The 12,735-nt window shown below is 73.4% G+C and carries 10 protein-coding genes; 5 read left to right on the top strand and 5 right to left on the bottom strand.

What is annotated here, in order from left to right; translation table 11 throughout:
- Nucleotides 1-167 precede the first annotated feature (167 nt).
- The 4 genes from ACFVHB_RS24380 to ACFVHB_RS24365 all read right to left on the bottom strand — a co-directional run bounded on the left by ACFVHB_RS24380 (nucleotide 168) and on the right by ACFVHB_RS24365 (nucleotide 4,009).
- Complete coding sequence (locus tag ACFVHB_RS24380; RefSeq protein ID WP_380326051.1) at nucleotides 168-914, bottom strand: thioesterase II family protein; 747 nt, start codon at nucleotides 912-914, stop codon at nucleotides 168-170.
- A gap of 41 nt (nucleotides 915-955) precedes the next feature.
- Nucleotides 956-1,879: an ACP S-malonyltransferase gene (locus ACFVHB_RS24375; RefSeq protein WP_380326048.1), complete on the bottom strand. Its 924-nt coding sequence runs from the start codon at nucleotides 1,877-1,879 to the stop codon at nucleotides 956-958.
- Nucleotides 1,880-2,125: 246 nt separating this feature from the next.
- Nucleotides 2,126-2,923: a LuxR family transcriptional regulator gene (locus tag ACFVHB_RS24370; protein ID WP_380326045.1), complete on the bottom strand. Its 798-nt coding sequence runs from the start codon at nucleotides 2,921-2,923 to the stop codon at nucleotides 2,126-2,128.
- 276 nt (nucleotides 2,924-3,199) lie between these two features.
- Nucleotides 3,200-4,009: a DNA-binding response regulator gene (locus ACFVHB_RS24365; protein WP_380326042.1), complete on the bottom strand. Its 810-nt coding sequence runs from the start codon at nucleotides 4,007-4,009 to the stop codon at nucleotides 3,200-3,202.
- 658 nt (nucleotides 4,010-4,667) lie between these two features.
- Between ACFVHB_RS24365 and ACFVHB_RS24360 the strand changes: the two genes are divergently transcribed.
- The 3 genes from ACFVHB_RS24360 to ACFVHB_RS24350 are packed head-to-tail and all read left to right on the top strand — an operon-like array spanning nucleotide 4,668 to nucleotide 8,868.
- On the top strand, nucleotides 4,668-7,442 hold the full coding sequence (locus ACFVHB_RS24360) for an AMP-binding protein (RefSeq protein ID WP_380326039.1): 2,775 nt from the start codon (nucleotides 4,668-4,670) through the stop codon (nucleotides 7,440-7,442).
- A 29-nt stretch (nucleotides 7,443-7,471) separates the two neighbouring features.
- Nucleotides 7,472-8,419 (top strand): NAD-dependent epimerase/dehydratase family protein, encoded by a 948-nt coding sequence (locus tag ACFVHB_RS24355; protein WP_380326120.1) that lies wholly within the window; start codon nucleotides 7,472-7,474, stop codon nucleotides 8,417-8,419.
- An 8-nt stretch (nucleotides 8,420-8,427) separates the two neighbouring features.
- The gene (locus tag ACFVHB_RS24350; RefSeq protein ID WP_380326037.1) at nucleotides 8,428-8,868 is read left to right on the top strand and encodes a nuclear transport factor 2 family protein; all 441 of its coding nucleotides are present in this window, start codon (nucleotides 8,428-8,430) and stop codon (nucleotides 8,866-8,868) included.
- A gap of 23 nt (nucleotides 8,869-8,891) precedes the next feature.
- Here the strand turns inward: ACFVHB_RS24350 and ACFVHB_RS24345 are convergent, their stop codons facing one another.
- On the bottom strand, nucleotides 8,892-9,929 hold the full coding sequence (locus ACFVHB_RS24345; protein ID WP_380326035.1) for a polyprenyl synthetase family protein: 1,038 nt from the start codon (nucleotides 9,927-9,929) through the stop codon (nucleotides 8,892-8,894).
- Between the two features lie 385 nt (nucleotides 9,930-10,314).
- Here ACFVHB_RS24345 and ACFVHB_RS24340 point away from each other — a divergent pair, with 385 nt between their 5' ends.
- Nucleotides 10,315-12,063, top strand: a complete 1,749-nt coding sequence (locus ACFVHB_RS24340) for an LCP family protein (RefSeq protein ID WP_380326032.1) — start codon at nucleotides 10,315-10,317, stop codon at nucleotides 12,061-12,063.
- A 116-nt stretch (nucleotides 12,064-12,179) separates the two neighbouring features.
- Nucleotides 12,180-12,626, top strand: a complete 447-nt coding sequence (locus ACFVHB_RS24335; RefSeq protein WP_380326030.1) for an SRPBCC domain-containing protein — start codon at nucleotides 12,180-12,182, stop codon at nucleotides 12,624-12,626.
- Nucleotides 12,627-12,735: the final 109 nt, after the last annotated feature.

Here is a 12,735-nt window from a genome sequence, read left to right as displayed (position 1 = left end):
TCTCCCCTTTTCAGGATCGTCCCCGCGGGATTGTCCGGCGGGATCGCCGCGGAATGTGCGGCGGGGTGACGCGCACCGAAAGTCTGCGCGCGGTGTTCTTTTCTCACAACGACGGCTGCAACAACCTGCCACCGCCGCCGGGGAATTCGGGTCCGGCCGGCCGGCGGCTATCGGGCCAGCCGGGCGCGGATGTCGGCGATCAGCGCGTCGCGCTGGTCGACCAGGTAGAAGTGGCCGCCCGGCAGCACCTTGAGCTCGAAGCCGAGCGGGGCGGTCCGGGCCCAGCCGGCCACCTCGTCGGGGCCGACGTCCGGGTCGCGGTCGCCGACGTAGCCGACGACGGGGCAGGGCAGCGGGACCCCGGGGCGCGCGGTGTAGCGGGCGACGGCCCGGAAGTCGGCCCGGAGGGCGGGCAGCACCAGGTCGCGCAGGTCCGCGTCGGCCAGCAGCGCGGAGTCGGTGCCGCCCAGCTTGTGCACCTCGGCGAGCAGTTCCTCGTCGGTGCCGAAGGCCGCGGTGCGCGGGGTGAGCAGGTGCGGGGCCTTGCGGCAGGAGACCATCAGCAGCGAGGGCGCGGCGTGGTACCGCTGGGCCAGCCGCAGCGTGACCTCGTAGCCGAGGGTGGCGCCCATGCTGTGGCCGAAGACCGCCAGCGGGGTGTCCAGGTACGGGGGCAGTTCGTCGGCGATCGCGTCGGCGAGGTCCTCCAGGGCGGTCCACGGGTCCTCCGCGATCCGTTCCTGGCGGCCGGGGTAGCGCACCGCGAGCACTTCGACGTCGTCGCCGAAGGCGTGCCCCCAGCTGTGGAAGAAGCCGGCCGCGCCGCCGGCGTGCGGCAGGCAGAGCAGGCGCAGCCGGGGGGTCGTGACGGTGGGGTACCGGCGCAGCCAGATGCTCTCGGTGCCAAGCGCCATGGGGTGGTTCTCCTTGTCGGCGTGGTGGTCGCGGGCGCCGGTCAGCCCAGCGCCGCCGGGCTGTTCAGGGACACCACCTCGGTGTCCGGGGTGATCCGGCGGACCAGTCCCGCCAGGGTCTTCCCGGGGCCGACCTCGACCAGCCGGTGGCAGCCGAGCGGCCCGGTCAGGGTGCGCACGGCCGGCTCCCAGAGCACCGGCGAGGTGAGCTGACGGGTGGCCAGCGCGGGCCAGTCGCAGTCGCCGCGGTACACCTCGGCGTCGGCGTTGGCGACGACCGGCAGGTGGACGGGGGCGAACGCGGTGTTCTTCAGCGCGATCCGCAGCCGTTCCGCGGCCGGGGCCATGTACGGGCTGTGGAAGGCCCCGCCGACCTGGAGGCGGATCAGCTTGGCGCCGATCGAGGGCGCCTCGGCCTCGATCCGGTCGACGCCCCCGGCGGAGCCGGAGACCACCGTCTGGCCGGGCGCGTTGACGTTGGCGACCCACAGCTCGGCGCCGTCCGCGCGGACCCGCTCGACGAGCTCCGCGACCTCTTCCAGCGGGGCCGCGACCAGGACGCCCATGGTGCCCGGGTGCTGCTCGGCGGCCGCCCGCATGGCCCGGCCGCGTTCCGCGACCAGGGCGGCCGCGGCGGGCAGGGTGAGCGCGCCGGCGGCGGTCAGCGCGGCGTACTCGCCGAGGCTGTGGCCGGCCACGGCGGCCACCGGTCCGCCGAGCGCGTCGCGGCGGACCGCCTCCGCGTACGCGACCACGGCGACCGTGAAGACGGCCAGCTGGGCCAGGTCGGTGCGCCGCAGGTGCTCGTCCGGGGTGTCCAGGAGCAGTTCGCGGAGGTCCTCCCCGGTGACCTCGGAGATTTCCCCGACGAGTTCCCAGGACGGGGTTTCCCGCCACGGCTCGCCCATTTTCGCCTTCTGGGTCCCCTGTCCGGGGAACACCAGGCCAATCGGTTTCCGATCCATGGACCCGCCTTCCGCGCCGTATTCACCGGGGGAGCGGGGATCCGCCGCCGGAGGTTTTCCGGAGCGGTGGACCCCCGCGCCGGCGGCCGGCGACTCGGGGGAAGTCGCGGGACGCCGGGAAGGGATTTCCGGCGTCCCGTCCGAGCCGGATTCCCTTTCCGCGGCCCATACAACTGCGGGCGTCGCCCGGGCGGCAACGGACGTTTCAGGAAGCTGCCATCCGGGGGGACCGGACGGGCCGGCCGGCTACTTCGGCGGCACTCCTTCGCCCCCCGGCGGAGCCGGCCGCACCGGGCGCAGCAGGCCGAGTTCGGCGGCGCGCACGCCCGCCTGGAAGCGGGACTGGGCGCCGAGCAGGGCCATGATCTCGGCGACGTGCCGGCGGTAGGTGCGCACCGAGACGGTCAGCTCGCGGGCGGCCACCTCGTCGGTGACGCCGGCCCGCAGCGCGCCGAGGATCTGCTGGGCGAGCGCCGCCCGGTCGCGGTCGCCGAAGACGATCCGCTCGCCGGCCGGTACGGCGTTGCGCCACACGCTCTCGAACAGCGTGCCGAGGGTGTGCAGCACCTCCGGTTTCTGGATCACCGAGGCCCGCACCCCGGTCGCCGCCTCGGCCACCACCAGGGCGGTGGTGCCGTCGACCAGGAGGGCCTGCAGCGGTGGCACCCGGGCGATCCGGATCGCCACCGGCCGTTCCAGGGCGAGCTGTTCCCGGACGAAGTCCTCGTCGACCAGGTGCGGGCTGGTCAGCAGCCGGACCGTGGAGGTCTCGGCGGCCGCGTAGATCAGCTTGCGCTCGGCCTGCTCGCCGCGGTCGGGCTGTTCCTCGGTGCCGGGCATCCGGGCGTGCACGATGTCGATGGTGCGGACCGCGCCGCGGATCAGGGCCGCGGCGGTACGGAGCACGGGGCGGTAGCCGCCGTCCACCGTGGAGATCTGTTGCGCGCGGATGCTGCGGTCCCGGTGGATGGCCACCGTGGACTCGATCAGCGCCCGTACTTCGAGGAGAGCCCGTTCCAGCTCGTCCTCGGCCTTGATGGACACGTCCTGCTCACCGTCCCCCGTTGGTGTTCTCGCTGCCCCGTGGCCGGCCGCAGGGGGCGGGTCACGGTGTCCCCCCGTGGTGGAGAGGGGCGGTGCCGGCCGGGCGGGGCGTCACGCCCCGGCCTCCGGCCCGGGGGACACCCGCGAGGGCGGGCACACCTGTGCGCGTCGTCGTCAGCCGTCGCCGGGCCGCATGGAGCTCCTCCTTCGTCGTGGGGTGCACGCGTTGTGCCGCCGCACCCCGGTGCGGCGGCCCGACCTGATCCTCCGGGCCGGCTACTCGAGGAGCAGCCCCAGTTCGACCGCCCGCACCCCGGCCTGGAAGCGGGAGCTGGCGTTGAGTTCGCGCATGATCTCGGCGACGTGCCGCCGGTAGGTGCGCAGGGACATGTTGAGGTCGCGCGCGGCGGCGTCGTCGGTGTAGCCGTTCCGCAGGCGTTCCAGGATGCGGCGGGTGAGGTCGCCGAGCAGCCTGGGGCTGAGCGCCAGGTGGTCGTCGAGCTTGCGACCGCCGGACCAGGCGCCGGCGAAGAGCAGTTCCAGGGCCCGGACCGCGGCCCGGTCGTTCACGAGGGTGGCCTGTCCCTTGGCGCTGCCGGCGCCGGCCCGGACCAGCGCGGTGGTGCCGTCGGCGATGACGATGTCGCGCAACTCGGCCTCGGAGACCCGGATCTCGAACCGGGCGCCGGGCGACCGGGCGAGCGCGCCGAGCTCCGCGTCGGCGACCTGGGGCGCGCACAGCAGCCGGACGACCGGGCCGGGGGCCAGCTCGGCCAGGGCCTTGCGGGCGATCAGGGCGAAGACGTCGGCATCGGGGAGGGCGACGCAGACGGAGTGCCGGGCGCGGAAGACCAACTGCTCCACGGCCTCGCCGAGCACGGCGACGTCGCTGTGCGGGGCGGTGGTGCCCGGGTCGGGGCGGCGTCGGTAGAGGGAGACGGTGGACTCGATCAGGGCCCGGGCCTGGAGCAGCGTCTTCTCGACGTGTGCGGCGTGTTCCGCGGGCGTGGCGTCGCCCGTTTCGGGCCGCCCGTTCGGCCGCTCGTTCGGCCGCCCGTTCGGCGAACCCGCCGAGGCGCTGGTCACGATGTCCCCCTCACCGTGGTGATCTTCTTTATCAGCAGATTCTTTCTTCAACTGTTCAATCCAGAACGAAAGAAGGTGACGCCCGATCAGATCACCTTTGCCCGACAGTAGTTCTCTTGTTCGAAGTCCGTCAACCATTGTAAAAATGGCCTGGTCAGGGCAGTGGAGAGCGGGTTCGGGAGCGGGCTCGGCCGGCGATGTCGGACAGCGCCGCAGGTCGCCCCTATACCAAGTGCCGATATTCATGCCACCAAAGCGGTGGATCTCCGGCCGGCCTGACACCAAGCTGCATCCACCCCCCGAAATGGAAAACCACCGATTCCGGTTTTATCACGAGTGGTGTCGCCGCCCTCACAGCCCGTTGCGACCTTGTCCCCTTCCGGCCAACCACGAACCGGCCTCGTGGGACGGGCGGACTTCGACTTTACGGTAAGGCCTGTGACCACAAGCCACACGGGGACCAACCAGCTTCACCACCAACCGAGTTCACCCATCACCGGCGCGACGGCGCGGTGGCGGGCGGTGCCGCCGTCGGCACCCCGGCGCTGAACGGCCCTGACACGTCACGCTCGCGGACTCCCGGAGGAGTCCCGTCCCTCGCCCTGTTCGGCGTGTCCCTTCCCCGGCGCGCTGCCTTGAGACCAGGAGACAGACGGCCGTGAATCCCCCCAGAAACCTCACCGACCTGTTGCTCGCCGCCGCCCGGCACCATCCCACCACCGGCCTCGGCCATGCTCTGGGCGCCGCCGGCGCCGGCCTGGTCGAGCAGAGCCACCCCGAACTCCTCCTCGCCGCCCGCCGGATCCTGACCGGCCTGCGCGCGAAGGGGCTGCGCCCCGGCGACCGGGTGGTGCTGATCCTGGACCGCTCCCAGGACTTCCTGCCGGCCTTCTGGGGCGCCGTGCTCGGCGGCTTCGTCCCCTGCCCGCTGGCCGCCCCGGCCGCCGCCGACCCGGAGCGCTGGGCGGCCCAACTCGACCACGTCGCAAGCCTGCTGGACGGCCCGCTGACGATCACCGCCGCGGCCCTCGCGGCCGCCCTCCCGGCGGGCGACGACCGCCCGGTGGCGGTCCTGGAGGAGCTGGACGGCGAGCCCGCGGCGGAGCTGCACCACGCGGCGCCGGAGGACACCGCCGTCCTGATGCTGACCTCCGGTTCGACGAGCAACTCCAAGGCGGTGATGCTCAGTCACGCCAACCTGCTCGCCTCGATGGCCGCGAAGAACGGCCACCACCGGCTCGGCGCCGGGGACGTCACGCTGAACTGGGTCTCCTTCGACCACGTCGCGGCCCTGCTGGAGTGCCACCTGCTGCCGCTGTCCACCGGCAGCCGCCAGGTGCACGTGGCCCCCGCCGTGGTGCTCGGCGACCCGCTGGAGTTCCCGCGGCTGCTCTCCCGGCACGGCGTCACCATGACCTTCGCGCCCAACTTCCTGCTCGGGCTGGTCAACGCGGCCGCCGGCCGGCTGGCGGACTCCGGCGAGCGGCTCGATCTCGGCCGGGTGCGGCAGATCATCAGCGGCGGCGAGGCCGTCGTGGTCGGCACCGGAGAAACGTTTCTGGAGCTCCTCGCGCCGTACGGCCTGGCCCGCGACACGCTCTGGCCCGCCTTCGGGATGACCGAGACCTGCGCCGGCAGCGTCTACTCCCGCCGCGGCTTCCCGGACACCGACCGCGGCGCCGAGTTCGCCAACCTCGGCACCCCGGTGGCCGGCCTGGGCATCCGGATCGCCGACGGGCACGACCGGCCGCTGCCCGAGGGCGCGACCGGCGAGGTCCAGTTCTCCGGCCCGATGATCACCCGCGGCTACTACCGAGACCCGCGGGCCACCGCGGACGCCTTCTCCGCCGACGGCTGGTTCCGCAGCGGCGACCTCGGCCGGCTCGACGACGGGCGGCTGACCCTGGTCGGACGCAGCAAGGACAGCGTCATCGTCAACGGCGTCAACCACTTCAGCCACGACATCGAGGCCGCCCTCGAACCGCTCGACGGCGTCGCCCGCTCCTACGTGGCCGCGTTCCCCACCCGGCCGGCCGGCAGCGACACCGAGCAGCTGGTGATCGCCTTCCACCCCGAGCTGCCGGACGGGGACGACGCCGGCCTGTACCGGGTGCTCAACGCGATCCGCGCCACCGTCGTGACGCACTGGGGCTTCCGGCCCGCCCTCGTCCTGCCGCTGCCCGCCGAGGCCTTCCCCAAGACCAGCCTCGGCAAGATCCAGCGCGCGCTGATGCGCCGGCGCCTGGAGGCCGGCGACTACGAACGGCAGCAGCGCGGAACGGCCGAACTGACGCTGCGCATGCTCGGCGGCCACACCCCGCCCGAGGGCGAGGTCGAGCGGACCCTCGCCGAGATCTACGGCGAGCTGTTCGACTGCGACCCGGCGGAGATCAGCGCCACCGCCGGCTTCTTCGACCTGGGCGGCACCTCGTTGGACATCCTGCGGCTGCGCGCCAAGGTGGCCGAACGGCTGGGCGTCACCGGCCTGGAGGTGATCACCGTGCTGACCGCGCCGACGATCCGCGCGCTCGCCGCCCGGCTCATCGAACCGGCCGGCCCCGGCCCGCGCCCGTACGACCCGCTGGTGCCGATGCAGACCGGGGGCGGCAAGACCCCGCTGTTCTGCGTCCACCCGGGCGTCGGCGAGGTGCTCGTCTTCGTCAACCTCGCCAAGTACTTCGTCGGCGACCGCCCCTTCTACGCCCTGCGGGCCCGCGGCTTCAACGACGGCGAGAAGCCCTTCGTCTCCTTCGAGGAGATGGTCGACAGCTACGTGGACGCCATCCGCGCCACGCAGCCGCGGGGCCCGTACGCGGTGGCCGGCTACTCCTACGGCGCCGCGGTCGCGTTCGAGATCGCCAAGGTGCTGGAGTCGCGGGGCGAGCGGGTCGACTTCGTCGGCAGCTTCAACCTGCCGCCGCACATCAAGTACCGGATGGACGAGCTGGACTTCCCGGAGACCGCCGCGCACCTCGCGCTGTTCCTGGAGCTGATCGACAAGCGGCAGGCCCGCGAACTCCCGGACGCCGTCCGGCACCTGCCCCGGGAGGAGCAGGCGGCCCGGATCATCGGGCTGGCGCCGCCGCGGCGCGTCGCCGAACTCGACCTGGACGCCGCCCGGTTCGCCACCTGGGCGGAGATCGCCGACACCCTGACCGGCCTCGGCCGGACGTACGCGCCGAGCGGCACCGTGCGCTCGATGACGGTCTTCCACGCGATCCCGCTGCGCGGCACCCGCGAGGACTGGCTGAACAACGAGCTGCGCCGCTGGGACGAGCACAGCCGGGAGGAGAACCGGTACCTGGAGGTGCCGGGCGAGCACTACACCCTGATGGGACCGCGCCACGTGGCCGCCTTCCAGGCGGTCCTGCGGCGGGAGCTGGACCGCGCACTCGCCGGGGCCGACGCCCTCGCGGTGCGGCGGGGAGTGTGAGGGAACCGATGACGACGGGGGACGATTTCATGCGGGGCGGGAAGATCCTGATCACCGGCGGCACCGGGCAGGTCGCCCGGCCGGTCGCGGAGGCACTGGCCGAGCGGAACGAGGTCTGGTGCATCGGCCGGTTCGGGGCACCGGGCGTCGAACGGGAGCTGGCCGCCCGGGGCGTCACCACCCGGCGGTGGGACATGGCGGACGGCTCGGACCTGGCGCTCGCCGGGCTGCCGGAGGACTTCACCCACGTGCTGCACTCCGCCGTGCACCGCGGCGAGGACGGCGACTTCAACGCCACGGCCGAGATCAACGCGGTGGCCACCGGCCGGCTGATGACGCACTGCCGCACCGCCGAGGCGTTCCTCTACGTCTCCACCGGCGCCCTCTACAAGCGGCAGACCCTGGACCACGCCTACACCGAGGACGACCCGGTGGACGGCTCCGCCGACTGGCTGCCCGCCTACCCGATGGGCAAGCTCGCCACCGAGGGCGCGGTGCGCGCCTTCGCCCGGGTGCTCGGCCTGCCCACCACCATCGCGCGGCTCAACATCGCCTACGGACCGGGCAGTTACGGCGGCGTGCCGATGCTCTACTTCAAGGCGATGCTGGCCGGGCAGCCGATCGCGGTGCCGCTGGAGGGCCAGAACTGGTGCTCCCCGCTGCACACCGACGACCTGGTGGCGCAGGTGCCGCCGCTCTGGCGGGCCGCCTCGGTGCCGGCCACGGTGGTCAACTGGGGCGGCGACCAGCCGGTCGGGATCACCGACTGCATCCGCCACCTGGAGGAGCTGACCGGGGTCACCGCCGATCTCGTCCCGAGCGAGGTCACCCGGGAGACCTACCGGTTCGACCCGACGCTGCGGCGCCGGCTGACCGGCCCGTGCACCGTCGACTGGCGGGACGGCATCGAGCGGACCCTGCGGGCGATGCACCCGCGGCACGTCGGCGCCGGCCGGCTCGTCGCGGCGAAGGGATGAGGGGCGTCATGACGGACATCAGCGACCGCACGCCCGCCGCACCGAGCGGCGCCGACGCCCGGAACCGGGCCGTGATCGAGCGCGCCTACCGGGCCTTCCACGACCGCGACGTGGCGGCCCTGCTGGGGACCCTCGACCCGCAGGTCGAGTGGGTGCACCCGGACGGCATGGCCGACTACGGCCTCGGCGGCACCAAGCACGGCCACGCCGGGGTGCTCGACTTCCTCTCCAGGGTGCCCGCGGTGGTCGGCGGGATGCGGCTCGAACCCCAGGAGTTCGTGGCCGCCGGCGACCGGGTGGTGGTCTTCGGCGTCCGGCAGGTCACCTCGGTGCGCGGGACGACCGAGACGCTCCCCTTCATCCACTCCTGGACCCTGCGGGACGGCGCGGCGGTCCGGATGGAGGACGTCTTCGACACGGTCCTGTTCCGCCGCGTCATCGAGAGCTGACCGGCCGCGCCGGGACCGCCGCCTCAGCGGTCCCGGCGCGCCACGAAGTCGCAGATCGAGTCGAGCACGTCCCGCGCCGGCCCGTCCGGCACGTCGGCGAGCGCGGCCCGGGCCAGCCCGAGCTGGTCGTGCATCATCGCCCGGGCTTCGGCCATCGCGTCCGACGCCCGCAGCTGGGCCAGCAGCCGCCGGTGCTGCCGGGCGGTGGTGGGGCGGCCGGAGGTCAGCAGCTCGCGCAGCTTGCGGGCCTTCGGCCGCTCGTCGGCCAGCGCGAGCAGGACCGGGAGGCTCGACACCCCGGCCGCGAGGTCCTTGCCCTGCTCCTTGCCGGACACCGAGGAGTCCGAGGTGATGTCGAGCAGGTCGTCGGAGATCTGGAAGGCGAGGCCGAGGTGCTCGCCGTACTCGCCGAGCGCCCGGACGAGCACGTCGGGGGCGGCGGCCTGGACGGCGCCGAGCCGCAGCGAGACGGAGATCAGCGAGGCCGACTTGCCGGAGATGACGGCGAAGTAGTGCGCCAGCGCGTCCGCGGGGGAGGAACCGGCGGCGGGCCCGGTGAGCTCCCGCACCTGACCCGCGACCAGCCGCTCGGTGACCCGGGTGTGCAGCAGCAGGCCCTGCCGCTCCAGCCCGGCCGCGATGGCGCCGCCCTTGGCGAGCAGCCAGTTGCCGGTGAGGACGGCGGTCCGGTTCCCGTGCACGGCGTTGACGCTGGGGGCGCCGCGGCGGGTGCCGGCCTGGTCCATCACGTCGTCGTGGCAGAGCGACGCGGCGTGGACGAGCTCGACCAGCATCGCGGCGTCGGTCACCCCGGGCCGGGCGTGGTCCCCGAACTCGGCGCCGAGCAGCACCATCAGGGGGCGCAGCCGCTTGCCGCCGCCGGTGACCACCTGGCCGGCCAGCGCGGCCACGGCCGGGTGCCGGGCCTCGGCCACGCAGGCGCGCAGCTGGTCCTCGGTCGCCTCCAGGCCCCGGCGCAGCCGGGCCTCCAGCTCCGGATCGCACTCCGCCATCCCGGCGAGCGAGCCCCGGTCGTGGGCGGTCCTCGTCAACACGGCCATGGTCATCCCCCCGTTTCCGAACCGAGCACGGCCTGGCACGGTCCTCTGCAATCTACGGGACGTCTCGCGTGCCGACCGAGGGGGGTGGCAGGTAGCTGCGGAAACGGGCTTTCCGGGGGTCGTCACCGCCGGTCCCCGGAGGGGCCACCGGGCCGTGGCCCAGCGGTTCCTGACGACGGTAGGACAAATATGACTGGCTTGTATGCTCCGAGAGGGCCCCTTGTGACTGCGGGGGCTCCGGAGGGGATGCGGGGGCAGGTCCCGGGGGGCGTTCATCGGTCATTACGACCTTCGTATGTGCAACCCGACGCCGGTTCCGGCCGTCTCTCTGTGTGCAGTGCGCCCGGACGTACGGGTGCCGCGTCCACCGGTGAAAGGTACACGGATGTCAGGTCAGTGGGGCGAGGGTCCGGCTCGTGGTGACGACGCGCCCGGTGCGCTCACGACCGACGGTGGCGACGCCGGGGTGCCGCAGCCGCGGACCGGGGGGCGGGCCGAGGCGCGGCGCGCGGCCCAGGGCAAGGGCGGCCAGCCGGCGCCCGAGGCACCGGCGGCCGGCGGCCGGGCGGCGGCCCGGAACAGCCGCAAGCCCAAGAAGAACGTGAAGAAGATCGTCGCCTGGTCGGCGGCCGGCGTGCTGGTGCTGATAGCCGGCGCGGGCGGCGCGATCTACTTCAAGCTCAACGGCAACATCAAGGCCTTCGACGGCGACGCCATCGCCACCGACCGGCCGCCGGAGGCGCAGGCCGACGCGGACGGCAACAAGCCGGTGAACGTCCTGCTGATCGGTTCGGACAGCCGCGGCAAGAACAACGCCGACCTCGGCGGCGGCGAGGACGGCGGCGCCCGCTCGGACACCACGATCCTGCTGCACGTCTACGCCGACCACAAGCACGCCGTCGGCATCTCCATCCCGCGCAACGCCATGGTGGCGATCCCCTCCTGCAAGCTGCCGAACGGCAAGTGGACCAAGGGGACCGGCAGCGACCTCTTCAACGCCGCGTTCTCGACCGGCGGCAGCGACGACGGCAACCCGGCCTGCACCCAGAACACCGTCGAGAAGCTCACCGGCATCCGCGTCGACCACACCATCGTGGTCGACTTCCAGGGCTTCTCCGCGATGACCAAGGCCGTGGACGGCGTGGACGTCTGCCTGCCGAAGGCGATCTACGAGGGGGACATCAACCCCAACCTCCCGAAGAAGGGCAACGAGGTCCTCAAGGCGGGCCAGCAGAAGGTCGAGGGGCAGCAGGCGCTCGACTACGTCCGCCTGCGGCACGGCATCGGCGACGGCTCCGACGTCGGCCGGATGAAGCGTCAGCAGGCCTTCCTCGGCTCGCTCGCCTCGAAGATCAAGAAGCAGGGGCTCAACCCCACCACCCTGCTGCCGCTCGCCGACGCCGCCACCAAGTCGATGACCGTCGACCCCGGCCTCGACTCGGTGGACAAGCTGATGTCCTTCGGCCTGTCGCTGAAGAACATCGACATGCACGACCTCAAGTTCGTCACGCTGCCCTGGCGCTACCGCACCCAGGACAAGAACATCGACATCGTCCAGCCGGACGCCAACAAGCTCTGGGACACCCTCAAGGCCGACCGGACCATCGACGGCCAGAACGCCACCGGCCAGCAGCCCGACGCGCCCGCCACCGGCACCGCCGCCGCGACCACGCCCGCCGCGCCGACCGCGACCGGGTCCGGGCCCTCCCCGGCGGCCGACGCCGGCAACGCCTCGATCAAGGTGACCGTCTACAACGGGACCACCACCAAGGGGGCGGGGGACAGGGCGAGCGAGGTGCTCAAGGCGGCGAAGTTCACCGCCACCAAGGCGGGCAACGCGGCCAGCCTGAAGTACGCGACCACGATGATCGAGTACGGCTCCGGGCAGAAGGCGAACGCCGAGAAGGTCGCCGCGCTGTTCCCCGGGGCGACCGTCGAGGCCGGCTCCTCGCCGGGCGTCACGCTGATCGTCGGCAAGGACTTCGCGGCGGCCAACGCCGGCGGCGCGGTTGCCCCGGGCACCGCCGGCGGCGGCCCGACCACGCCCGCCGCGCCGTCCCCGCTGCCCACCAGCGTCACCGGCGACGCCCGCTCGGCGGACGACGACATCTGCTCCAACGTCTCCTACGGCTGACGCGCGGTGGCGGCGGCGGGGCCGCACCGGGCCCGGGGTGTGCCGACCCCGGGCCCTGTGCCATGGTGGCCGGAGGGGGACCGAGCAGGGGGGCGCAGGCCCGAAAGGCGGACCTCATGGCCGAGATCGCCCTGCAGTTCGACATCGCGGCACCCCGCGCCGTCGTCCTCGCCGCGCTGAACACCCACGACGGCCTCACCAGCTGGTGGACCACCGAGGTGGACCGCGAGGGCGACGTGCTGCTCTTCGACTTCCCCGACGTCCCCGAGCCGTTCCGGCTCCGGCTCGAACGCGCCGACCAGGACCGCGTGGTCTGGACGAACGTCGGCACCTTCCCGCCGCACTGGGCGGGCACCTGGATCAGCTGGGACCTCGCCGAGCAGCCCGACGCGCCCGACCGCACCCGGCTGCTGTTCCGCCACGGCGGGTGGCAGCCCGGCAGCGAGGACGGCGTGCCGATGGTGGCCGGCACCTGGGCCGAGCTGATCGTCCGGCTCAAGGACTACGCCCAGAGCGGCAAGGTGCAGCCGTACTTCGTGAAGCCGCCCCAGCACGCCTCGTGACCCGGCGCGCTCATGATCCGGCACGCCGTGTGACCCCCGGCGCGCCGGTTTCCCCGGGGTCGCCCGCCGGGCGCCGTCCGGTGGCGCGCCGCTGCCGGCCCGGCGATGG

Origin of the sequence: Kitasatospora sp. NPDC127111 (genome assembly GCF_042677465.1) — a bacterium.
In the GTDB taxonomy this organism is placed as follows: domain Bacteria; phylum Actinomycetota; class Actinomycetes; order Streptomycetales; family Streptomycetaceae; genus Kitasatospora.
The sequence above is the reverse complement of the archived record's forward strand: the minus strand, read 5'-3'. Positions and strand labels throughout refer to the sequence as shown.